The organism is Mesorhizobium sp. RSR565B (assembly GCF_054719465.1).
In genome coordinates this window covers 386272-406839 of record NZ_JBTTIE010000001.1, presented here as the reverse complement: position 1 = coordinate 406839, position 20568 = coordinate 386272, and the positions used below count along the sequence as shown (strand labels likewise).

The 20568-nt window shown below is 63.3% G+C and carries 24 protein-coding genes and 3 tRNA genes; 11 read left to right on the top strand and 16 right to left on the bottom strand.

From position 1 onward, the window contains the following. Positions 1 to 6: 6 nt before the first annotated feature. Together purN and purM are read right to left on the bottom strand one after the other, a co-directional pair. Positions 7 to 714 (bottom strand): phosphoribosylglycinamide formyltransferase, encoded by a 708-nt coding sequence (purN, locus tag ACYG9R_RS02045; RefSeq protein ID WP_023689060.1) that lies wholly within the window; start codon positions 712 to 714, stop codon positions 7 to 9. After that, positions 711 to 1790 carry a phosphoribosylformylglycinamidine cyclo-ligase gene (purM, locus tag ACYG9R_RS02040; protein WP_023684760.1) on the bottom strand — a complete coding sequence of 360 codons (1080 nt, stop codon included), beginning with the start codon at positions 1788 to 1790 and terminating at the stop codon, positions 711 to 713. The genes purN and purM overlap by 4 nt, the downstream gene beginning before the upstream one ends. 187 nt (positions 1791 to 1977) lie before the next feature. Between purM and ACYG9R_RS02035 the strand changes: the two genes are divergently transcribed. The 5 genes from ACYG9R_RS02035 (at position 1978) to ACYG9R_RS02015 (ending at position 5198) form a co-directional block, all read left to right on the top strand. Beyond that, positions 1978 to 2535, top strand: coding sequence for a CDP-alcohol phosphatidyltransferase family protein (locus ACYG9R_RS02035; protein ID WP_023824110.1), 558 nt, complete (start codon positions 1978 to 1980; stop codon positions 2533 to 2535). Continuing rightward, positions 2507 to 3700, top strand: coding sequence for an AI-2E family transporter (locus ACYG9R_RS02030; protein WP_023824109.1), 1194 nt, complete (start codon positions 2507 to 2509; stop codon positions 3698 to 3700). Before ACYG9R_RS02035 ends, ACYG9R_RS02030 begins: the two co-directional genes overlap by 29 nt. A gap of 2 nt (positions 3701 to 3702) precedes the next feature. After that, the gene (hdaA, locus tag ACYG9R_RS02025; RefSeq protein WP_023824108.1) at positions 3703 to 4407 is read left to right on the top strand and encodes a DnaA regulatory inactivator HdaA; all 705 of its coding nucleotides are present in this window, start codon (positions 3703 to 3705) and stop codon (positions 4405 to 4407) included. A 123-nt stretch (positions 4408 to 4530) separates the two neighbouring features. Further along, positions 4531 to 4785 carry a FitA-like ribbon-helix-helix domain-containing protein gene (locus ACYG9R_RS02020; RefSeq protein WP_023670289.1) on the top strand — a complete coding sequence of 85 codons (255 nt, stop codon included), beginning with the start codon at positions 4531 to 4533 and terminating at the stop codon, positions 4783 to 4785. Then, positions 4782 to 5198 (top strand): type II toxin-antitoxin system VapC family toxin, encoded by a 417-nt coding sequence (locus tag ACYG9R_RS02015; RefSeq protein WP_023824107.1) that lies wholly within the window; start codon positions 4782 to 4784, stop codon positions 5196 to 5198. Before ACYG9R_RS02020 ends, ACYG9R_RS02015 begins: the two co-directional genes overlap by 4 nt. A 307-nt stretch (positions 5199 to 5505) precedes the next feature. Here ACYG9R_RS02015 and ACYG9R_RS02010 read toward each other — a convergent pair whose 3' ends face one another. From ACYG9R_RS02010 to ACYG9R_RS01995, 4 genes are all read right to left on the bottom strand, one after another. Next, a complete protein-coding gene (locus ACYG9R_RS02010) occupies positions 5506 to 5766 on the bottom strand; it encodes a hypothetical protein (protein ID WP_023684764.1) in 261 nt (86 codons plus the stop codon). A 380-nt stretch (positions 5767 to 6146) separates the two neighbouring features. Beyond that, entirely contained in the window at positions 6147 to 6458 is a 312-nt protein-coding gene (locus ACYG9R_RS02005; RefSeq protein ID WP_023824106.1) for a hypothetical protein, read from the bottom strand. Between the two features lie 165 nt (positions 6459 to 6623). Beyond that, a tRNA-Pro gene (locus tag ACYG9R_RS02000) sits at positions 6624 to 6700 on the bottom strand. Between the two features lie 51 nt (positions 6701 to 6751). Then, positions 6752 to 7936: a flavin-containing monooxygenase gene (locus tag ACYG9R_RS01995; RefSeq protein WP_023742341.1), complete on the bottom strand. Its 1185-nt coding sequence runs from the start codon at positions 7934 to 7936 to the stop codon at positions 6752 to 6754. Positions 7937 to 8109: 173 nt separating this feature from the next. Between ACYG9R_RS01995 and ACYG9R_RS01990 the strand changes: the two genes are divergently transcribed. Both ACYG9R_RS01990 and ACYG9R_RS01985 read left to right on the top strand, forming a co-directional pair. Continuing rightward, entirely contained in the window at positions 8110 to 8415 is a 306-nt protein-coding gene (locus ACYG9R_RS01990; protein WP_023670294.1) for an ETC complex I subunit, read from the top strand. Positions 8416 to 8475: 60 nt separating this feature from the next. After that, positions 8476 to 8552: transfer RNA gene (locus ACYG9R_RS01985), tRNA-Arg, on the top strand. 20 nt (positions 8553 to 8572) lie between these two features. Here ACYG9R_RS01985 and ACYG9R_RS01980 read toward each other — a convergent pair. After that, positions 8573 to 8646, bottom strand: a tRNA-Cys gene (locus tag ACYG9R_RS01980). A 130-nt stretch (positions 8647 to 8776) separates the two neighbouring features. Here ACYG9R_RS01980 and ACYG9R_RS01975 point away from each other — a divergent pair. Then, positions 8777 to 9112 (top strand): antibiotic biosynthesis monooxygenase family protein, encoded by a 336-nt coding sequence (locus ACYG9R_RS01975; RefSeq protein ID WP_031198108.1) that lies wholly within the window; start codon positions 8777 to 8779, stop codon positions 9110 to 9112. Next, the gene (locus tag ACYG9R_RS01970) at positions 9112 to 10002 is read left to right on the top strand and encodes an alpha/beta fold hydrolase (RefSeq protein ID WP_023727817.1); all 891 of its coding nucleotides are present in this window, start codon (positions 9112 to 9114) and stop codon (positions 10000 to 10002) included. Before ACYG9R_RS01975 ends, ACYG9R_RS01970 begins: the two co-directional genes overlap by 1 nt. Positions 10003 to 10048: 46 nt before the next feature. Here ACYG9R_RS01970 and ACYG9R_RS01965 read toward each other — a convergent pair whose 3' ends face one another. From ACYG9R_RS01965 to ACYG9R_RS01940, 6 genes are all read right to left on the bottom strand, one after another. Further along, the gene (locus tag ACYG9R_RS01965; protein ID WP_245259945.1) at positions 10049 to 10663 is read right to left on the bottom strand and encodes a LysE family translocator; all 615 of its coding nucleotides are present in this window, start codon (positions 10661 to 10663) and stop codon (positions 10049 to 10051) included. A gap of 107 nt (positions 10664 to 10770) precedes the next feature. After that, positions 10771 to 11577 (bottom strand): ABC transporter permease, encoded by an 807-nt coding sequence (locus tag ACYG9R_RS01960; protein WP_023684771.1) that lies wholly within the window; start codon positions 11575 to 11577, stop codon positions 10771 to 10773. Then, the gene (locus ACYG9R_RS01955; RefSeq protein ID WP_023670301.1) at positions 11577 to 12410 is read right to left on the bottom strand and encodes an ABC transporter permease; all 834 of its coding nucleotides are present in this window, start codon (positions 12408 to 12410) and stop codon (positions 11577 to 11579) included. The genes ACYG9R_RS01960 and ACYG9R_RS01955 overlap by 1 nt, the downstream gene beginning before the upstream one ends. A gap of 21 nt (positions 12411 to 12431) precedes the next feature. Next, positions 12432 to 13547 carry an ABC transporter substrate-binding protein gene (locus ACYG9R_RS01950; RefSeq protein ID WP_023689052.1) on the bottom strand — a complete coding sequence of 372 codons (1116 nt, stop codon included), beginning with the start codon at positions 13545 to 13547 and terminating at the stop codon, positions 12432 to 12434. 82 nt (positions 13548 to 13629) lie between these two features. Next, positions 13630 to 14721: an ABC transporter ATP-binding protein gene (locus ACYG9R_RS01945; RefSeq protein WP_023824105.1), complete on the bottom strand. Its 1092-nt coding sequence runs from the start codon at positions 14719 to 14721 to the stop codon at positions 13630 to 13632. Between the two features lie 103 nt (positions 14722 to 14824). Next, positions 14825 to 15721 carry a LysR substrate-binding domain-containing protein gene (locus ACYG9R_RS01940; RefSeq protein WP_023705214.1) on the bottom strand — a complete coding sequence of 299 codons (897 nt, stop codon included), beginning with the start codon at positions 15719 to 15721 and terminating at the stop codon, positions 14825 to 14827. Between the two features lie 83 nt (positions 15722 to 15804). On the opposite strand from ACYG9R_RS01940, the gene ACYG9R_RS01935 reads away from it, so the two are divergent. Both ACYG9R_RS01935 and ACYG9R_RS01930 read left to right on the top strand, forming a co-directional pair. Continuing rightward, positions 15805 to 17406 (top strand): zinc-binding metallopeptidase family protein, encoded by a 1602-nt coding sequence (locus tag ACYG9R_RS01935; protein ID WP_031199448.1) that lies wholly within the window; start codon positions 15805 to 15807, stop codon positions 17404 to 17406. Positions 17407 to 17420: 14 nt separating this feature from the next. Beyond that, positions 17421 to 18353 carry a dimethylarginine dimethylaminohydrolase family protein gene (locus tag ACYG9R_RS01930; RefSeq protein WP_023693913.1) on the top strand — a complete coding sequence of 311 codons (933 nt, stop codon included), beginning with the start codon at positions 17421 to 17423 and terminating at the stop codon, positions 18351 to 18353. A 324-nt stretch (positions 18354 to 18677) separates the two neighbouring features. Here ACYG9R_RS01930 and ACYG9R_RS01925 read toward each other — a convergent pair whose 3' ends face one another. The 3 genes from ACYG9R_RS01925 to ACYG9R_RS01915 form a co-directional block, all read right to left on the bottom strand. Next, positions 18678 to 18839: an FCD domain-containing protein gene (locus ACYG9R_RS01925; RefSeq protein WP_023689048.1), complete on the bottom strand. Its 162-nt coding sequence runs from the start codon at positions 18837 to 18839 to the stop codon at positions 18678 to 18680. A gap of 237 nt (positions 18840 to 19076) precedes the next feature. Continuing rightward, positions 19077 to 19499 (bottom strand): hypothetical protein, encoded by a 423-nt coding sequence (locus tag ACYG9R_RS01920; RefSeq protein WP_023684778.1) that lies wholly within the window; start codon positions 19497 to 19499, stop codon positions 19077 to 19079. A 130-nt stretch (positions 19500 to 19629) separates the two neighbouring features. Next, positions 19630 to 20181, bottom strand: a complete 552-nt coding sequence (locus ACYG9R_RS01915) for a cytochrome c (protein WP_027048847.1) — start codon at positions 20179 to 20181, stop codon at positions 19630 to 19632. Positions 20182 to 20568 lie beyond the last annotated feature (387 nt).

The following is a 20568-nucleotide window of genomic DNA, read 5'->3' as shown; positions in this document are numbered from 1 at the left end:
GTCGGCCTACGGCGTGATCCGCGCCAGATGTTCGAGATCGCGTTCTTCGCGCAGCGGGTCGGGCGCCATCACCACGGAAGTTCCGTTTTCGGCATCGTCGGCGAAATGCGCCAGCACGGTGCGGCCGCCTTCCATGTGCGCCTTGCCGTCGGCGACCAGCCCGAGTGCCAGCGCATAAAGCCGGTGCTCGGCCTTCAGCACTCTGGCGGCCAGCGTGTCTTCGTTGTCGCCGACCATCACCGGCACCGCTGCCTGCGCGATGATCGGGCCGTCATCCATCTCTGATGTGACGAAATGCACCGTGCAGCCATGAATGCGAATGCCGGCGCGCAGGGCGCGCGCATGCGTATCGAGCCCTTTGAAGGCCGGCAGCAGGGCAGGGTGGATGTTGAGCATGCGCCCTTGCCACTTCTCGACCAGGCCGCGGGAGAGAATGCGCAGATAGCCGGCCAGCGCCACGATCTCGGCATTGAACGCAATCAGCGCGGCGTCGATCGCCGCATCATGGGCTTCCTTGCTGGCATGGTCGGCGCGCACGATGACCTTGGTCGGGATACCGCGCGCGGCCGCGATGCCGAGGCCGGCGGCGTTGGCCCGGTCGGAAATGACGCCAACGATCTCGGCGGGATAGGCCGGGTCGCTCGCCGCCGCGATCAGCGCCGTCATGTTCGAGCCGCGTCCCGAGATCAAAACAACCGTGCGTTTCCTGCTCATAGGCCGATCGAGCCCCGATAGATAACGCCGGCGTCGCGGCGCGGCACGATGCGGCCGATCGGCGTCACAGTCTCGCCGGCCTCCTGCAGCACGGCTGCGACCTGTGCCGCCTGGCCGGAGGCGACGACGAGGATCATGCCGATGCCGCAGTTGAAGGTGCGCATCATCTCCTCCGGCGCCACGCCGCCAGTCTTCGCCAGCCAGGAAAACACCGGCGGCACATCGATGGCATTGAGATCGAGTTCTGCGGAAAAGTCCTTCGGCAGGACGCGCGGAATGTTTTCGGGAAAGCCGCCGCCGGTGATATGGGCCAGCGCCTTGATGCCATGCGTGTTGCGGATCGCCTTCAAGATCGACTTCACATAGATGCGGGTCGGCTCGAGCAGCGCTTCGGCCAGCGTCGCCTCATCGTTGAACGGCGCCGGATCGCTCCAGGCAAGCCCGCTGACGCCAACGATGCGGCGCACCAGCGAAAAGCCATTGGAATGCAGGCCCGAGGAAGCCAGGCCAAGCAGCACGTCGCCTTCGACGATATCGTCTGTCGGCAGCAACTGGCCGCGTTCGGCAGCACCGACGGCGAAGCCGGCAAGGTCGTAATCCTTGTCGTTATACATGCCGGGCATTTCGGCCGTCTCGCCGCCGATCAGCGCGCAGCCGGCCTGTCGGCAGCCGATTGCTATGCCGCCGACGATTGCCGCCCCCTGGTCGGGGTCGAGCTTGCCGGTGGCGAAATAGTCGAGGAAGAACAGTGGCTCGGCGCCCTGCACGACGATGTCGTTGACGCACATGGCGACGAGGTCGATGCCGATCGTGTCGTGCTTGCCGGCATCGATGGCGATCTTCAGCTTGGTGCCGACGCCGTCATTGGCGGCAACCAGCACCGGATCCGTGAAACCCGCCGCCTTGAGGTCGAACAGGCCGCCAAAACCGCCGATCTCGCCATCGGCGCCCGGCCGGCGCGTCGCGCGCACCAGCGGCTTGATCTTCTCGACCATGAGGTTGCCGGCATCGATGTCGACGCCCGCCTCGGCATAGGTGAGCCCGTTCTTGCGCTTGGCCCGGTCGCCCTTGCTCATCGTCGGCGCATCCCTGTTTCCCTCGGCGGCTCTTCGCATGAATGGTTTCGGGGGGCAAGGATGACGACAGGATACCGGGCTTTTGCCCAAGATAAATACGTGGACAGTCGTCCCTTCACCGCTGGTCCTTGCACCCACAATCCATCTCCATCATCTATCTGCAGAACAAGCATGGCGGGACATGCCTTTGACCATTCCCAACCTCATCACCATCCTGCGCTTCGTGCTGGTGCCGGCGGTGGTGCTGGCGATGCTGAACATGCGCTGGGACTGGGCCTTTGCCGGATTTCTCGTTGCTGGAATTTCCGATGGCGTCGACGGCTTCATCGCCCGCCGCTTCAACCAGCATTCGAGACTCGGCGCCTATCTAGATCCGATGGCCGATAAGGTGCTTCTGGTCTCGGTGTTCGTGGTCATGGGCTTCATCGGGCAATTGCCGCTGTGGCTGGTGGTGACCATGGTGTCACGCGATGCGCTGATCATCTGCGCCGTGCTTTTGTCCACGATCATGGCGCATCCGGTCGAGATGAAGCCGCTCTATGTGTCGAAGGCCAACACCGCCGCCCAGATCGTGCTGGCGGCCGTGGTGCTGGGCGAACTTGCCCTTGGCCTCCACCTCGACCCGCTCAGGCCTGCGCTCATATTGCTGTCCGGGGTCTTGACCGTGGCTTCGGCCGCGGCCTATCTCGTGGCTTGGCTGAGGCATATGAGCGGCTATGGCGAAGGCTCCACCCCGGGTAGTTGACAAGAATGCCGCGACCGCCGCGCTGGCAGAGGCGGCTGCGTCCCTGGCGTTTCGCCGCCAGATTTTCTTCTGGCTGGGCACGGCAATCTTCCTGGCGCTGTTCCTCTACATTTTTTCCAGCATCCTGTTGCCGTTCGTTGCCGGCATGGTGCTGGCCTATTTCCTCGACCCGGTCGCCGACCGGCTGCAACGCCTCGGCCTCTCCCGGCTGATGGCGACGGTGGTCATCCTGATCGCCTTCATCGTCCTTTTGGTGCTGGCCTTCGTCATCCTGGTTCCGGTTCTGGCCACGCAGATGGCCGATTTCGCCAGCAAGCTTCCGGAATATCTGACCCGGCTGCAGTCGCTGATCACCAGCCTCGATCCGAAATGGCTGGAGCAGAAATTCGGCGTCAATGCCAATGGCCTGCGCGACGGGCTGAATTCGCTGCTCACGTCCGGTTTCGGCCTGCTGAGCACCGTCTTCACCTCGATCTGGAGTTCCGGCGTTGCTCTGGTGTCGGTGGTCAGCCTGTTCGTGGTCACTCCGGTTGTCGCTTTCTACATGCTGCTCGACTGGGATCGCATGGTGGCGGTCGTCGACAGCTGGGTGCCGCGCGATTATGTCGGGACGGTCAGGGCGATCTCCAGGGACATCAACACCGCGACCGCCGGCTTCGTGCGCGGCCAGGGCACGCTGTGCCTGGTGCTCGGCGGCATGTATGCCACTGGCCTGACGCTGACCGGGCTGAATTTCGCCATCCTGATCGGCCTCTTCGCCGGGCTGATCTCGTTCATCCCTTATGTCGGCTCGCTGACCGGACTGGTGCTGGCCGTCGGCGTCGCCTTGGTCCAGTTCTGGCCGGACTGGACCATGATCGTTGCTGTCGCGGTGGTCTTCTTCATCGGCCAGTTCATCGAGGGCAACATCCTGCAGCCCCGGCTGGTCGGAAAAAGCGTCGGCCTGCACCCGGTCTGGCTGATGTTTGCGCTGTTTGCCTTCGGCGCCCTGTTCGGTTTCGTAGGCCTTTTGATCGCTGTTCCTGCTTCGGCGGCGGTTGCCGTGCTGGTGCGCTTTGCCATTGCCCGTTACCTGGAATCGCCTCTCTACAAGGGACACTCCACCGAGCCCGTCCCGCCGCTGCCCGCCGCTCGCGGCGGCGGCCACCGGTCGCCGCGCGGCTGAACGTGGCGGATCATAAGACCGAACCGCCGCGCCAACTGCCGCTCGACCTTGGCCACGGCACCGGCTACTCGCGCGACGAGCTGGTGGTGTCGGCCACCAACCGCGAGGCGGCAGCCCTTGTCGACCGCTGGCCGGACTGGCCGTCGCCGGTGATCGTGCTCGCTGGCCCGGCCGGTTCCGGCAAGACACATCTGGGCTCGATCTGGCAGGCGCGGGCCAACGCTGTGGCGGTCGATGCCCAGCGCATCGGCAATGCCATCACCGGGCTTGGCGGCAGGCCCGCGCTGATCGACGATGTCGACAAGACAGCCATCGACGAGGCGGGCCTGTTCCATCTCATCAATGAAGTGCGCGGCGCCGGGGCCACCTTGCTGTTAACGGCGCGGCGCTTCCCCGCCGCCTGGAGGGTGACGTTGCCCGATCTTGCCTCGCGGCTGAAGGCGGCGGCAACCGTCGAGATCCATGAGCCGGACGATTTGCTTCTGGCCGGTGTCATCACCAAACTCTTCGCCGACCGCCAGGTCGAGGTCGAGCCGCATGTCGTGCAATATCTGGTGCGCCGCATCGAGCGCTCGCTGGCCACCGCCATGCGCGTGGTCGAGCGCCTCGACCGCACCGCGCTCGAGCGCAAGACGCCGATCACAAGGGCGCTCGCCGCCGAAACCGTCAGCGCAATGGACGAAGGGCAGGGCGAGTTCGAGGTTTAGATCCTGCTGCAATTCCCTGGACGGCGATTGTTGATCCCGCCCGTGCGACGTTTTCAAAACATGGATGGTGACATCACCTGAAACAATATGATACTTTCAATCAATGACATCGGAGCGATATCAATGCCTGCAGTGACCGTCCGAAATCTTCCGGAAGCGACCCACCGAGCTCTGCGTGTACGGGCGGCCTTGCACGGTCGCAGCACCGAGGCCGAGATACGCGACATTCTGGAAAACGCGGTGCGGCCGGACGGCCGTGTGAAACTCGGCTCCGTTCTGGCAGACATTGCCCGACGCGCCGGGCTGACCAATGAAGACGTGGAGGTCCTGGAGCAGGCTCGCGACAAGGCGCCGGCCGAACCGCTGGGGTTCGAATGATCCTCCTCGATACCAATGTCGTTTCGGAGGCCATGAAGCCCGAACCGCATCAAGCTGTGTTGGCCTGGCTTGATGACCAGGCCGAGGAAACGCTTTACCTCTCCAGTGTGACGCTCGCCGAAGTGCTGTTCGGCATCGAGGCCATGCCGGCGGGTCGGCGCAAGGCTGCGCTCGCTGAAACCTTCGCCGGTGCGTGCGCCGTGTTTGAGCGCCGCATCCTGCCTTTCGATACCGAGGCGGCCCGGCACTATGCCCGACTTGCAGTGAAGGCGAGGGCAGCCGGCAAGGGGTTTCCTGTGCCCGACGGCTACATCGCGGCAATCGCCTCCGCAAACGGCTTTCATGTCGCCTCGCGTGACACGGCGCCATTCCATGCGGCCGGCGTGCCTGTCATCGATCCTTGGCAGCCGTAACCAGGTACGGCAGCCCGACCAGAGCGCGAGCTGCGAACATGCGTTTCCGCAGGATTTCCTCTACAGCGACGACAGCGTGTTCGAATGAATACACTCGATCTCTCCGTGCCCACCGCCGCATGAGGGCCGCTGTCCCATTTCGGGAAACATTATCTGGCATCCGTCTTGCACCTGGGAACTTGCCGGCTGACCCCGGTCCTGGTCGCGTTCCTGATCGGGTTGTAGGCTCGCCGGGAGTGATGATTGGGGTTCTCGCCCGGCGAGCTTACCTTCGTAGAGCAGTCACCGGAGTGTCCGGAAGGGTGCCCTATAGCCACAACGCCGCCAGATACCGGACCAGCAGATAGACCACCGTATGCGCTGCCACGTAGCACGCGGCGACGACGACAAAGAACAGCACGCTGGCGGGCCACGAGCGGGGACGGCCTTGCCTCTTGCTCGGCCGGTTGTTCCAGATCCACAGGGCTGCACAGATAATGGCCCAGACGACGACGAACGGAACCGTGATGCCGATGTAAGCGAAGTAGGCAGGGCCAATCAGCGAAAGCCATGCCTCGAGACCAAGCATCCAGAATCTCCCCTTTGCCCGGAGTCTAATGCATGTCGCTCAAAAGTGGTCCCGGTTTTGAGAGAACGACATGCATCAAAACAAAAATCAAAGCGCGTCGCCTGGATACGTTTCAGCGCGACGCGCTTTTAGACCGGCGATAGAGGTGGAAGCGAGGGGATTATCCCTGCGTCGATTTTCAGCAAAACCCGCCGAAGGGATGCTGTTCGATGACACGGGCGCCTGATGCATGTCGCTCAAGTGGACCCGGTTTTGAGAGAACCGCATGCATCAAACAAGACCTCAAGCGCGTCGCGTGAGTCCGTTCAAATGAGACGCGCTTTAGGTCAGATTGGTGCTCCGGCCGCCAACTCGGCCGTAGCAGGTCCGAAGCGATCGGATCAGCCGCAGACCCTGACCTCTTCGACGACCCTGTGGTGATGGCGCCAGTGCCTGACCAGTTCGATATGGCAGCGGTGATGGCGGTGGTGGCGCCGCCATTGGCCATCCTGGTTGTCGCTGTAGTCGTCGCCATAATCGTCGCTATAGTCTTTGTGGCGCTGGTGATGGCGACGAATCTGTATATCGCCATCGTCGGACGAATATTGATCGCCGTCGTCGGACTGGATAATCAGACTGGCGGCTTGCGCCGGTGCGATCAAAGCCGCCGTTCCGGCGAACGCGATCATCGAGGCGATGAGAAGGGTTTTCATTGTTGGCTCCTTGGGTTGAACATACACAACTCTCGGAGCGAACTGGTGTTCCAATGTAGGGTCCGATCGGCGAGCGGCTGCTGCTTGGGCAATGCGTGCCGCCATGCGCTACCGGCGAGGCAGTCATTGGCGACCTTGGGCAAGGACTGGCTTTGTGGGAAAAAATGGTCGGAGTGGAGAGATTCGAACTCCCGACCCTCTGGTCCCAAACCAGATGCGCTACCAGGCTGCGCTACACTCCGAGGCCCTGCGGCGTATACGGTTCCGGACCCTGTCGCGCAACCCCTAAAACATCAAACGGGGCTTGGCGGTCTGCGCTCCCGCGCAATCCTGGCTGCGATCGCCTTGGCCTGGATGCGAGCATTGGCGAAGCAGCCGCGGATGCTTGGCCGCATGCCGGTGAACCACAGGCCCGGCAGTTTCGGGTCGCTGTCGGCGCCGTTGAACAGCGGCACGCCCTTTTGGTCGAGCACGCCGAGCTTGCCCAGCATGGCCTCGAGCCCGGTGCGGTAGCCGGTCGCGGCGATGACGATATCCGGCTGGATCGTCGCGCCATCGTCGAAAACGACCGCGTCGCGGGTAAATTCCCGCACGGTTGGCAGCACGATGATCCTGCCGTCCTTGATGGCATCGACGGCGCCGTCATCGGTGGCGATGGCGGTATAATCCGACGCCAGCCGGCTTGCGCCGCCCGAAGGCGTCGGCGGCAGGCCGTAGGCCGTGAGGTCGCCGAAGGCCCATCGCTGCGTCGCCGCCATCACCGCATCGGCGAGCTTGAACGGCAGCCGCGCCAGGATCGGCGAAAACCGGTGGACGGCGATCTGGCCGAGGCGCTTGGGCAGCAGTGCCGGACCGTTGCGCGCCGACAGCCAGATCTGTCCCGTGCCGGCTGCCGCCAGGTGATTGAGCACGTCGAAGCCGGAATTGCCGGCGCCGACGACCAGCACTTTCTTGCCCGCATAGGCCTTGGCGTTACCGAATGCGGCCGAATGGATGATGCGTCCGGCAAAGGCCTTCATGCCTTTCCAGGCCGGGATGAAGGGCTGCCGGTCGCGCCCGGTGGCGATGACGACATGGCGCGCCAGCCGCGGCCCGGCACTGGTCCGCACAAGCCAGTGGTCGCCCTCGAAGCCAATCTCCTCGACCGCGATGCCGAACTCGACCGGCAGCCGGTGCATGGCGTGGAATTCGTTCAAATGGCCGATGATGGTGTTTCGGTGCGGAAAGGCAGGGGTGCCGGCAGGAAAGGAAACGCCCGGCAGCGCCGAAAGGTCGCGATGCGTGTTGAGATGCAGTCGCTCGTGCCGCCCGTGCCATGGCTCGGCCAGCTGGGCTTCCTTTTCCAACACCATCACAGGCACGCCGGTCTTGAGCAGCGCATGGGCTGCGGTCAAGCCGGCTGCCCCGGCGCCGATCACGATCGCGCCGTCGAAAATCGCTTGGCTGTCGGCCTCGGCGTGCAAAATCCCTGCGTCCATGCCTCTTTGTGTCGCCATCATGACCATGACTTTTGATGCTACGCCAGTGTATCCAGCCTATGCCGCTGCCGAAGCGGCCTGGTTGCAGGCCGCTTCGGCCTTGCCGTCGGCAGTGTTGCACAGTATTGACTGAAATAAGGCGGCGCTACCGCCAACGCAGCTACGAGGTGCCCATGTCCGCGCGAATTTTCAGCCCAGCCAAAACCGCGATGCAGTCCGGCAAGGCCAAGACCGGCCATTGGGTGCTGGAATTCGATCCCGCCCAACGCAAGAAGATCGACCCGCTGATGGGCTACACCACATCGGGCGACATGCTGAGCCAGATCAGGCTGACCTTCGACACCAGGGAAGAAGCGGTGGCCTATGCCGAAAAGCAGGGGCTGGCCTTCCGTGTCGAGGAGCCGAAAGAGACCAAGCGCCGGCAGATTTCCTATGCGGAAAATTTCCGCTATGACCGCAGGATACCCTGGACGCATTGACCGGCGGTCAGCGCCTGGCACATAGACACCAGCCGGCCAAGATATCAAATGCCGGCCAGCGGTCCCGTAGCTCAGCTGGATAGAGCACCGGCCTTCTAAGCCGATGGTCACAGGTTCGAATCCTGTCGGGATCGCCAACAACTTCAAAGAGATAGTGTGGAGGCCTGAGTGGGAATTGAACCCACTACGTCGGTTTTGCAGACCGATGCGTCACCGTCCCGCCCTCAGACCATGGCTCCTTGTGCATTGACCGCGACAGCTAGTCAACTTGGCCGGCCTCTGCTCGCAGGTTCGGACCGCGATCCGGCTGCCACCAGTCGAGATGTTCGGAACGCGGCTCGCGTTCAGGCGTTTGTTGCTGATGGCACCGACAACCCCGACCATTGCGCGCATCTGGCGCGGCAGGACCTTGCCCGACAAGGCCGACGCCTATGAGCGCTACAACTACGAGGTCGGTATCAAGCCGCTGATCGAGAAAGCGCTGGGCGTGCAGACTTTTCGCGAGGACACGCCGACGCATTCGGAATTCATCACCATCTCCTATTGGGAGAGCGTCGAGGCGATGGCCGCCTTTACCGGCGGCGATCCGCAAAGCATCCACCATCTCGACCGCGACAAGGAGTTCCTGATCGAATTGCCGAAGGGTGTCCAGGTGCTGCGAATCCGTTCCAGCCACGGAATGGTTGGCGGCAGCTGATGTTTGCGGGCTTTGACGCCAGGACCGTTCAAATGGAGGAGACATCGATCTTCGTCAGGGCCGGTGGCTCAGGGCCGCCGCTGCTGCTCCTGCATGGCTTTCCCGAAACGCATGTTATGTGGCGGGACATCGCCGTGGCATTGGCGCCGCACTTCAGCGTGGTTGCCGCCGATCTGAGAGGCTACGGACAAAGCGCCTGTCCGGCTTCCGGAGCCAATCATGCCGCCTATTCCAAACGAGCGATGGCGCGCGACATGGTGCAGGTTATGGACGTTCTCGGTTTCGACCGTTTCATGGTTGCCGGCCACGACCGTGGCGGTCGCGTCGCCTACCGGCTGGCGCTCGACCATCCCGAAACCGTGTCGAAAGTCGCCGTTCTCGACATCGTCCCCACGGCCTCCGCCTGGGATCGGGCCGATGCCAGGTTGGCGCTGGCCTTCTGGCCGTGGAGCCTGCTCGCCCAGCCGGAACCGCTGCCTGAGCGCCTGTTGTCCGCAGCACCCGACGCAGTTGTCGACAATGCGATCGCCGGCTGGGGCTCGGCTCCAGATGCTTTTCCCGCTGAGGTCAGGGCCGCCTATATCGAGGCGCTGCGTGATCCCGCCCATGCCCACGCCATCTGCGAGGAATATCGCGCCGCCGCAGGCATCGACCGCGAGCACGACGCGCAGGACCAGGCTAATGGCTGTCGCATCAGATGCCCGCTGCTTGCGCTCTGGAGCGGCGAGGGCGGGTTGGAGAACTGGTATGCGGAGGAGGGCGGCCCGTTGGCGATCTGGCGGCAATGGGCTGATAACGTCGGAGGCGGCTCGGTCAAGGGTGGGCATTTCTTCCCGGAAGAGCACCCCGAAGACACGGCTGCAAGGCTGTCGAGATTCTTCGCAAGCTGACTGCGGGCCGATTGCTAAAATCCGGGCCTGTGTGTTCCTGTGTCGACTATCTCAGATGGCCGAGGGATTGCAGGATCAAAGTGCTCGAAAGACCAAGCAGGGCGATACCGTAAAACCGGTCGATCCACACGGCGTTTGGCCCAGCCAGAAGCCTTGCAGCCCGCGCGCCAAGGGCTGCGTAAAACGTCAGCACAAACACATCGGCAAGCGCGGCGATAATGGCCAGGATGCCATACTGGATCGCGATCGGCTCATCCACGCGGACAAAATGCGGCAGGATCGCGGGGAAAAGCAGCCAGGCCGCCGGATTTGTGACCGCCACCAGGAAGCAGCGCCCAATGAGTGCCTTGGCTGAATGGCGTGTTTCGGGAAGGTTAGGGTTGAACGAAGGTCGGGATGCGGCGCGCAGGGTACCGATGGCGACGAAAAGCAGATAGCCCGCGCCGAACATCCTGAGAGCCGAGAGATAGAATTCCGAAGCCAGCAGAAGAGCGCCGAAGCCCAGCGCGACGATGCTGATAAGAACGAAATCAGACAGTACGACGCCGGCCATGCCGAGAAACGCGCGTCGAAAACCGTAGCGGGAGCCGTTGGTGATGGCGAGCACGACGTCCGGTCCCGGAACCGCCATTCCGAGCACCGACACGAAGGCAAATGTCACCAGCGGCAGGTTTCCCATGACGCCGCGTAATGTACCCGGCGCTCACCGTCCGTAACGCCCTTCACACAGCGGCTTGGCTATCGCCGATTGTTGTTGGCCACCTTGGCTCAGTGCCCGCCGCGCATCTTCACCACCACAGTCCTCACCGCCAGCACCAGCACAGTGATGATGATCAGGATCACCGAGAGCGCGGCGATCGCCGGGTCGATGTTGTCGCGCAGGCCCATCCACATCAGCCGCGGCAGCGTGATGGCGTTGACCGAGGTGATGAACAGGGTGACGCCGATCTCTTCCCAGGACAGCACGAAGGACAGCAGCGCGGCGGTGACGATGCCGAACTTGATGTTGGGCATGATGATGCGCGTGGCGCGTTCCCACACGCCGGCGCCAAGGCCGCGCGCGGCAAGGTCGATGCGGCGGTCGAGCTGGCTGAGCGAGACCAGGATCAGCACCGTGGCGAAAGGCACCGTCATCACCGAATGCGCCATGGCGACGCCGAGCCAGGTGTCGTAGCCGAAGAACGAGCTCATGCCCGAGATCGACGTCAGCAGGAAGTAGAGCGTGATCGCCGAGACCACCGGCGGCACCACCATCGGCAACAGCACGAAGCCGACAAGGGTGGCCGTGAAGCGCGGCTGGAACATCCAGGCGCCAAGGCTGAAGCACAGCGCCAGCACGGTGGAGATGACGCTGCTGACGATGCCGATGCGGATCGACAGCAGGATGGCGTCGAGCCAGCGCGGATCCTCGATCAGCGCGCGGTAGTGGCGCAGCGACAGTTCGCCCGTCGGCATAGCCAGCATGCGGCTTGGCGTCAGCGACACCGGGATGACCGCCAACAGCGGCAGCAGCAGGAACAGCGCCACTAGCACGGCGAGGATCAGGGAGACGGGACCGGGGCGATAGGTCGGCATCAGATCAGTTGCTTCGGTCTGACATAGCGGAACAGCAGCGCCATGAGCGCGCCGACGAACAGCACCAGCACGACGCTGATCGCCGCACCCAGTCCCCAGTCGGGACTCTGGAAGATGCGGAGATAGATCAGCTCGGCGATCATCACGCTGCGGCCGCCGCCGAGGATCGCCGGCGTGACGAAGAAGCCGAGCGAGAAGACGAACACGATCATCGCCGAACCGATGATGCCGGAGCGCGTCATCGGCACGAACACGGTCCAGAAGGTGCGCATACGGCTGGAGCCGAGCCCGCGCGCCGCGAGCAGCACGCGCTCGTCGAGGCTGCGCATGGCGGAGGCCAGCGGGAACACCGCGAAGGGAATGAGGAAATGCGTCATGCCGACGATGACGCCGAACTCGTTGCGCACCAGCGCCAGCGGCTCGGAGATGAAGCCGATCGATTGCAGCCAGGTGTTGATCAGGCCGCGGTTGGACAAAAGCGCCACCCAGCCGAAGGCGCGGGTAAGCACCGAGATCCAGAAGGGGACGAGAATGCAGAATTCAGCGATTATGCGCTGTGCCGGGCTGCCGCGCACCCACACCATGGTGATGGCGTATGCCGCCGCCACGGAAACCACGGTGACGATCAGCGCGATGCGCAGCGTGCGGATGAACACAGACTGCACCAGGGCATCGGTGGCGAGCGCGCCATACTGGCCGAGCCCCGGTGTCGGCAAGGTGACGCTCCACTTGACGACGCCGAGGAACGGCCAGGCGTAGGCCAGCACAAGGAACAGGAGCAGCGGCGCCATCAGCACCGCCGCGCCCATCCTGTCGGAGAGGGTGCCTCTCATCGAAGCTCGTGCCCGGCCTGGTCAGGCCGAGATGATCTTGGTGTATTCGTCGAGTGCTGCCCCGTAATTCTTGGCGTACCAGTCCATGTCGAGCGCGATCTGCTTCTTCATGTTTTCGGGATCGACCGGGTTGATGCGCTTCTTGTCGGCGGGGATCAGCGCATCGGCGGCCGGATTGGCCGGACCCTGTCCGAGCTTGTCGAACATCACCAGTTGCTTTTGCGGATCCTGGGCGCTGGCGATGAACTTCATCGCTGCGTCCTTGCCGCCGGGGTTGCCCTTGAGCACGGCCAGCGCGCCGGGCGAAATCAGGCCCTGATCCCAGATGAACTTGATCTTGCCGCCCGAGTCCTGCTCGATCAGCGAGGCGCGGGTCGACCACACGATCGCCATCGAGGCTTCGCCGTTGAGCAGCACGCTCTGGCTCTCGGCGCCGCCGCCCCAGTAAGCCACGACGTTTTCCTTGAAGGCGGCGATCTTGTCATGCGCGCGCTTCAGGTCGAGCGGGTAGAGCGAGGCCGGCGCGATGCCGTCTGCGAGAAGTGCGGCTTCCCAACTCGACACGCCCCATTTGTAGAGCGAGCGCTTGCCCGGAAACTTCTTCACGTCGAAGAAGTCGGCCATGCCGGTCGGCGCGTCCTTGCCGTATTTCTCGGAATCATAGGCGATGACATAGGAGAAGAAATAGGTCGACGCCGCGTATTCCCAGCCGAACCCCTCGCGCATCTTCTTCTTGTCGACGATGGCGTAGTCGATCGGCTCGAGCGCACCCTGCGCGCCGAGCGTGATGGCCGAGAACGGGTCGACGTCGACAAGGTCCCAGGTCGGCGCGCCGCTCTTGAACTGTGCGGCAATCGCGCCTTCGGTCGGGCCCGAACCGTCCATCTTGACGGTGATGCCGGTTTCCTTGGTGAAGGCCTGGCCGTAGGCGGCGTCATAAGCGGTAAGGGCATCGCCACCCCAGTTGACCAGCACCAGCTCCTTGGCCTGCGCAAAGGCACCGGTCGAGCGCAGCAGCATCGGTGTGCCGGCCAGCACGAGGGCTGCAAGCTGGGTGAATTGCCGGCGCGAAATCTCGCCGCGCACAGCCCGGGCGGTCAGCCCGTCCATGGCTTGTTTTTTGCTTTGGTTTGTCATTTTAGTTCCCCTTTTTCGTTTTGGTTCCGGTGGTTATGGCGCGCTCCAGATTCTTTGCTGGAAGACTTCGCCGTTCTCGTCGTCATCCTCCGTCCGGAAGGAGGAAACCCTTTTCCGCCGGCCATGTCAGCCAGACGGAATTGCCTTTGCTGAGTGCAGCCGCCGCGACCTCGTTCGGCACCGAGACGGTCACCTTGGCGCCCTGGCGTGTCGTCAGATCGAGTTTGGTCGCCGCACCCAGATAGGTCGAGCCGATGGCGGTGGCGGCAATGCCGTTCTCGCCGGCGGCGGCTTCGCGCGTGATCGACATATGTTCGGGCCGGATCGCCAATATGGCATCGCCACGGACTTTCTCGGCCTTGCAGAGCATGTTGACCGCGCGGTCCTCGCAGAGGCCCGTCGAGCCATTGTCGGCGGGCTTGACCCCCTTCAACGGCAGCATGTTGATCTCGCCAAGGAACTCGGCGACGAAGCGGTTGTCCGGCCGGTCGTAGACCTCGTCCGGCGCTCCGACCTGCAGCAATTTTCCGTGGTTGAAGATGGCGACGCGCGACGACAGCGCCAGCGCCTCGCTCTGGTCGTGGGTGACGAAGACGAAGGTGGTGCCGGTCTCCTGATGCAGCCGCTTCATCTCGGCCTGCATCTGGCCGCGCAGGCTCTTGTCGAGCGCTGAGAACGGCTCGTCGAGGAGCAGCACGCCGGGTTCGAACACCAAAGCGCGGGCCAACGCCACGCGCTGCTGCTGGCCGCCGGAAAGCTGCGCCGGCAGTTTCGTCTCATGGCCCTTGAGGCCGACGCGCTCGATCATCTCGGCAACGCGGCGCTTGATCTCGGAAGCCGATTTCTTGCGCACCTTGAGCGGGAAGGCGATGTTGGCCTCGACCGACATATGCGGAAACAGCGCATAGCCTTGGAACACCATGCCGGCGGCACGCTGCTCGGCCGGCCGTTCGGTGATATCGACGCCGTCACTGAAAAGCCTGCCGACGGTGGGCTGCACGAAGCCGGCCAGAATCATCAGGAAGGTGGTCTTGCCGGAACCCGAGGGGCCGAGCAGCGTCAAAAACTCGCCGCGGCCGATATTGAGCGTCAGATCGTCCAGCGCCTGGAACGAGCCGAAGCTCTTGCCGATCCCGATTGCCTTGATCTCTGCGGCCCGGCCGGGTTGCTGCATCCTGCCTCTTCCTTGATCGTGGCTTGAGCGTAGGGCAGTGCGCCGGCTCACCGCAACCGAATAGTTTTCGCCTGATCGGCAAATTTGATTCACGGATGGGAGGCTAGTACGGGCTGATCCGGTTCTCCGACAGCTTCGACCTCAACCACCCATTGAATGCTTCCAGCACCGGGTGGCTGGCCTTGGCATGTTCCGACACCAGGAAATACGAGCGCGGCGAGGGGATCGCGATGTCGAAGGGGCGCACCAGACGGCCTTCGCTGAGCGCGCGGCGGCTGGTCAGTTCGTCGCCCATTGCGATGCCTTGTCCGGCGATCGCCGCGGAGAAGACGAGGTTCATGTCCGAGAAGAAGATACCGCTTTCGGTGTCGGGGTTTTCCACCTTGGACAGCGCCAGCCAGCGCGCCCAGTCCTCGGTGTCGCCGAGATGCAGGAGATTGGCGCGCAGCACGTCGGCCGGTTTTGAAAAGCCGCCGACCTTGTTGAGCAGTGTCGGGCTGCAAAGTGGCGTGAACGAGATTTCGCACAGCAACTCCACCGAGCGGTTCGGCCAGTTGCCGACGCCGAAGGCAATGAAGGCATCGGCGTCCGGATTGCTGACATCGTCCAGCCGCCGCGGCGTCAGGATCGACAGCGCCACGTCTGGATACATCTGCCGGAACTCGCCGATGTGCGTGCACAGGAACAGAGAGGCGAAGCCCGGCGTGCAGGAAACGGCGAACGAACCGCCGACGCCCGTGCCGGCCTGGCGCGTCACCGCATCGCCGAGCACCGTCAGCGCCTTTCTCACATCGGCGGCATAGCGCTGGCCGCGCGGTGTCAGCGCCACGCCCTTGCCGATGCGCTCCAGCAGGTCGAAGCCGAGGTCGCGTTCGAGCAGCCGCAACTGATGGCTGACGGCGCTGCGGGTCAAATGCAGTTCATCGGCTGCGCGCCAGACACTGCCGTGACGGGCAAAACTGTCGAGGGCGCGCAGCGCCTGTGTGGAAGGTATTCGCAAGAGGCCTCAGGTGAACCGAATTTGCATGAACCGGAAAAACATATCACTTTTTGCAATGCCGCTTCACTGCTTTCTTGGGCCGCATGGAGAAACCGGTGACGACCTCGGCGCAAGCCACCGCGCTTGCCTGTCTCGATAGCATCCAGCCGTCGCTGTCGGCGTGGACGCGCACCATTTTCGATTTCGGCGAAACAGCCTGGCGCGAATACCAGTCGGCGGCCTGGTATGTCGCGCGGCTGAAGCATGAGGGCTTTTCGGTCGAGGAAGGGTCGGCCGGCATGCCGACCGCCTTTTGCGCCCACTGGACGAACGGCCCGGGGCCGACCATCGGCATGTACGGCGAATACGACGCCGTGCCCGGCAACTGCCAGGACGCGGCAACGGTGAAGCGATCGCGGCCGGGCCTCGGCAGCGAGGCCGGCGGCCACACCGATCCGCATTCCGGGCTTGGCATTGCCGGCCTCGGCGGACTTCTCGCCACCAAGGCGGCAATGCAACGCCACGGCATCGAGGGGACGTTGCGCTTCACCGGCGAGCCGGCCGAGAAGGTCAGGGGCTCGAAGCCGATCCATGCGGCCAAGGGCTACTATGACGGCCTTGCCGGCATGATCTCCTTCCACCCCTTCTATATGCTGCCGCTCTGCAACACGGCGCGCTGGGACACGCATTGCGGCGCGGCCTACGCGATGATCTACCGTTTTGTCTGCGACGAACCCGAAAACTGGGTTCGCGCAAGCGATGGCGCGCCGATCCCGCAGGCGCATTCGGCGGTGCGGGCGCCCGGTGCCAATGACGCGCTGATGACGATGTACATGACCTCCAAGGCGCTGCGCGATTCCATGCTGCCTCACCAGGGCGGCTGGTCGATCAGCGAGGCGATCCTCACCGCCGGGCAGGCGACCGCCGACAATCTGCCGGCGGGGCTGGCCGAGATCCAGTACATGATCCGCGTGCCGACCATTGCCATGGCAGAGCAGGTCACCGCGGTGCTCGACCGTAATGCGGCCGCGGCCGCGGCGATCAGCGGTTGTCGCTATGAGCGCCATTGGGTGTCGAAGTCGAGGCCGGGCCTCGCCAATCACGCCATGGCGGGGATTGCCTATGAGGCGCTGTCCACCGTTGGCGCTCCGAGCTGGGACGAGGCGGCGAAAGCGATCGGTCGCGAGGTCCAGGTCAATGCCGGCGGCACCGCGACCGACAACCCTTTCATCGACGAGATGGAGCGGCTGGTTGCGCCGCAAGAGGCCGAGGCAATCCTGCGCCGCGATTTGCCTCCGTCGCAGATCAACTCGACCTCCGACGACTACACCGACATGTCGTGGCACACGCCGACCGCACGCTTCTATGTCGCCCGCCCGGCGCTGCGCTCGGCGAATGGCCATGCCTATCCATCCTGGGCGATGAACGCGCTGGGCGGTATCTCGGCCACCATCGACCCGATGGTCATTTGCGCCGCCAAGACGGTTGCGCTTGCAGCCCTCCGCCTGCTCGAGGACAAGGCCGCGCGCGATGCGGCCATGGACGAATTCGTCACCCGCACCGGCGGCGGCATTGGTGGCTCCAACTGGATCGCGCCGCTTTGCGACTATGACCCGCCGATCAATTTCCGCTGGCCGGAATATGTCACCACCGCGCGGGGGCGCGATTGGTGGATTCCGAGCAGCCAACCCAATCAAGCTGCATAATCGAGGAGAACCTTATGACCGTCCATGACCGCATCGTCGCCGAGCCGTTCTCGCTGCAACGCCGCAACCCCGCCGGCGGCACCAAGCCGCTGACGTCATGGGGCTTTGCCAACGAGACCGACGTGCTGACAGACGTGTTGCTCGGCTCGCCAAACTTCCTGCGCCACCTCTCGACCAGCTCGCTGTCGCGCAAGCATTTGCGCGAAGCGCCCTGCAACGTCCAGATCGCGCAGGCGCAGCACAAGGACCTCGTCGCCGCCTACGAGCATTTCGGCGTCAACATCCACTGGCACGAGCCGACGCCGGAACTGCCGATGCAGGTCTATTCCAGAGACTCCAGCGTCATGACGCCCTACGGCGCCTTCATCACCGCCATGGCCAATTGGTGGCGGCGCGGCGAGAACTATGCCGCCATCCGCACCTATGAAAAGCTCGGCATCCCCATCTACGACATGGTCACGGCTGGCACCTTCGAAGGCGGCGACTTCAACGTCATCGAGGAGGGCGTGGTGCTGATCGGCTGCGGCGGCGCCCGCACGCAGGAAGAGGGCGCCCGGCAGGTGCAGGACTGGTTCGAAAAGGAAGGCTGGGAAACGCGCCTCGCCTTCATCGACGAATATTACGTCCATATCGACCTGATGGTGGTGCCGATCGCCGAAAAACTCACCGCGGTGTGTCTCGCCTGCACCGAGCCCGGCATCGTCGACTGGCTGAAGGGCAAGGGCCACGAGATCATCGACGTGCCCTTCCAGGACACGATGGCGCTCGGCTGCAACTTCATGTCGCTTGGCAAGGACAGGGTGATCGCGCCGACGTCGAGCCAGTCGCTGATCGGCCAACTCAAAGCGCGCGGCTTCGAGGTTGCTGCCGTCGACATGAGCGAGATTTCCAAGACCGGCGGCGGCATTCACTGCATGGCGCAGGCGCTCAAGCGCGAGCCGGCGTAAGGGCACGAATTGCCGCCGGGACCTGTGACGGACTGCTGTCAGATTTGACAAAACAGGCCTGGCAGAGGAAATTGATGCCGTTAGAGGAGGGATTCTGTGAAGAAAACTTACGAAAAGCCGAGTCTGGCCAAAGCCGGCAAACTCGGATCGCTGGTCGCTTCAAACCCGTCGAAGCCCGCCCCCTGAGCGCAACCAGCCGCTGAAGGCCGAAATTCGGTCGTCCTGGTTACCGACGACCGGATCGCGCTGTATGATTGAAGGGAGCCCGCCGGCTTTGAACGGCGGGCTTTTTGCTTTGCGCCAGAGCGCCGCCGCGTCAACTGGCTAGCCCAGTCTTCCCGACCCTGAATTGAACTTGCGCCGGGCGTTTTCCAGATGCGCGCGCATCGCCTGGCCGGCCGCTTCCGGGTCGTGGCGCTCGATCGCCTCGAACACCGCCTGGTGGCCGGCAAAACTCCTGCGGTTTTCGATCTCCGTATTGGCCACGTGGATGCGCTGATTGATCAGCCATTCGACCTAGCCGTTGATTTTGAAACCAAGCCAGCTTCCCCAAAAGATCATGCCCAAACAAAGCCATAGCGCGAAGACCACATGCGCGCCGTTCCCGCCCGCCCGGCGATCAGGGAGTGGCTGGCGTGAGATGGCCGCGCTGACGACGGAACGAGATCGCCTCCTCTGGCCGGCCGGACTCGCGACGGCGTGGTCCGGCCGGAATTCCATCTGCTATGCGGGTATCAATACGGCGATGCGATGCACGCCGACCTCCTTGCTTGTATTCGTCGCTTCATCGGTCTTGCCCTTGGAGCAGGTGTACATATCACCCGTCTTGAGCTTGAATTCCTTGTCCGCTTTCTTGATCGTGAATGCACCTGAGGTAATGGTGCACACCATGTCGTTGTCCATCACGGTTTGAGGAGCATGTGCTCCGGGCTGAAACACAACGTCGATAATTGCGATGCTCTTGTAGGCGGGAATGTCTGCATTGCCGGTGCCGACCTCCACCACCCGGACACCGGGCGCAATCTCCTTGCCCTCTTTCGGGCCGTATTTCTTGATTTTTGCCGATGCCGCCAAGGTGAACAAAGGCGCTACCGCGGCGGTCGTCAGACCGAGGGCAATTGCAGACCTGCGATTCATGGTTTTCATTGCATCCTCCCGATGCTCGTCATGCATGGATATGCACGACCGGCGATATATTAGCACAAACGAATTTACTTGTATGCAAAGTGACTGTGGCGCAGGCCAGCAAGAAAATGCTCAGCCGGATAATGTCGCTTCACTGTACCTTTTGCCGGAATTTCGAATGACAGGTCGAGCAATCCTGCAGGATGAGATGCAGGATATGCTCCGCCGGCAGTTTGGTCGGATCGGCTTCCTCTGGAATCGAGCGCTTGCCGAGCAGGCTGCCGCCGCCCATCGCCAGGCCGGTGCCCATGCGCATGTCATCGGTGATGACGGCCGGCGCGCTTTCGGCCTTGGCGGCCAGAGCGTCGGCCAGCGTTCCGATATGATTTGCCAGGGCCTCGAATTCCGCCCGTGACTGATCGATCTCCAGCCTGGCCTGCGAAGGCGGTCCAAGCGAGCCGCTCGGAAATTCGGCAATCAGGGCAGGGCCGGTGCGCGCGCGCAGCGTGTCCGCTGCCGCCTTGAAGGCTGCCGCGTCATAGGCTTGCCTGCGGTCGAACATCCCGGCAATGGTTTTCGCAGCCGCCGCCATCTCCTTCATCGACGCCTGGCGGGCCGCGACGATCGGTCCGCTGCCGACGGAGGCGCCCATCGTAAGGGCACAGACCAGCCACAGCAGCGCCGCTTTCACAGTCCATCTCACGGCGCCATGTCCTTGCCCCATCCATCCGTGCTCAGCCAGCCGCAGCAGGGGTTCTACCTGCAGTCGGATTCTTCGGTCGTGATGCCGGTTCTCATCGGTAAATTTCCGTCGCCGGAGGTCTCCGTCTCTGAGCGGATAGACCTTCCAGCCACCGGAAGGTCAACTGATTGAGAAGGCCGATCAGCGGGCAATCAGCACAGGCTTGCAGCAAGCTGACGCAGCGTTTCCTTGACTTGGATCGCAAAAACGGGCAGCAAGGCGGGGGTGAGGGAGAGCATTCTACCGTGGCGCAGACCATGGAGTGCTCTTTTTTTCGTATCAGGCGCCGCATAATCGGTGGCTGATGGAGGGATTGGTTAACCAACTTTGTCCATCTTTTGATTCAAT

What these genes read in the sequence shown, in the direction of transcription:
- purN (WP_023689060.1), bottom strand. Translation starts at nt 714, where the DNA reads ATGAGCAGGAAACGCACGGTTGTTTTGATCTCGGGACGCGGCTCGAAC.
- purM (WP_023684760.1), bottom strand. Translation starts at nt 1,790, where the DNA reads ATGAGCAAGGGCGACCGGGCCAAGCGCAAGAACGGGCTCACCTATGCC.
- ACYG9R_RS02030 (WP_023824109.1), top strand. Translation starts at nt 2,507, where the DNA reads ATGGCGAAGGCTCCACCCCGGGTAGTTGACAAGAATGCCGCGACCGCC.
- ACYG9R_RS02020 (WP_023670289.1), top strand. Translation starts at nt 4,531, where the DNA reads ATGCCTGCAGTGACCGTCCGAAATCTTCCGGAAGCGACCCACCGAGCT.
- ACYG9R_RS02015 (WP_023824107.1), top strand. Translation starts at nt 4,782, where the DNA reads ATGATCCTCCTCGATACCAATGTCGTTTCGGAGGCCATGAAGCCCGAA.
- ACYG9R_RS02010 (WP_023684764.1), bottom strand. Translation starts at nt 5,766, where the DNA reads ATGCTTGGTCTCGAGGCATGGCTTTCGCTGATTGGCCCTGCCTACTTC.
- ACYG9R_RS02005 (WP_023824106.1), bottom strand. Translation starts at nt 6,458, where the DNA reads ATGAAAACCCTTCTCATCGCCTCGATGATCGCGTTCGCCGGAACGGCG.
- ACYG9R_RS01995 (WP_023742341.1), bottom strand. Translation starts at nt 7,936, where the DNA reads ATGGACGCAGGGATTTTGCACGCCGAGGCCGACAGCCAAGCGATTTTC.
- ACYG9R_RS01990 (WP_023670294.1), top strand. Translation starts at nt 8,110, where the DNA reads ATGTCCGCGCGAATTTTCAGCCCAGCCAAAACCGCGATGCAGTCCGGC.
- ACYG9R_RS01975 (WP_031198108.1), top strand. Translation starts at nt 8,777, where the DNA reads ATGGCACCGACAACCCCGACCATTGCGCGCATCTGGCGCGGCAGGACC.
- ACYG9R_RS01970 (WP_023727817.1), top strand. Translation starts at nt 9,112, where the DNA reads ATGTTTGCGGGCTTTGACGCCAGGACCGTTCAAATGGAGGAGACATCG.
- ACYG9R_RS01960 (WP_023684771.1), bottom strand. Translation starts at nt 11,577, where the DNA reads ATGCCGACCTATCGCCCCGGTCCCGTCTCCCTGATCCTCGCCGTGCTA.
- ACYG9R_RS01955 (WP_023670301.1), bottom strand. Translation starts at nt 12,410, where the DNA reads ATGAGAGGCACCCTCTCCGACAGGATGGGCGCGGCGGTGCTGATGGCG.
- ACYG9R_RS01950 (WP_023689052.1), bottom strand. Translation starts at nt 13,547, where the DNA reads ATGACAAACCAAAGCAAAAAACAAGCCATGGACGGGCTGACCGCCCGG.
- ACYG9R_RS01945 (WP_023824105.1), bottom strand. Translation starts at nt 14,721, where the DNA reads ATGCAGCAACCCGGCCGGGCCGCAGAGATCAAGGCAATCGGGATCGGC.
- ACYG9R_RS01935 (WP_031199448.1), top strand. Translation starts at nt 15,805, where the DNA reads ATGGAGAAACCGGTGACGACCTCGGCGCAAGCCACCGCGCTTGCCTGT.
- ACYG9R_RS01930 (WP_023693913.1), top strand. Translation starts at nt 17,421, where the DNA reads ATGACCGTCCATGACCGCATCGTCGCCGAGCCGTTCTCGCTGCAACGC.
- ACYG9R_RS01920 (WP_023684778.1), bottom strand. Translation starts at nt 19,499, where the DNA reads ATGAAAACCATGAATCGCAGGTCTGCAATTGCCCTCGGTCTGACGACC.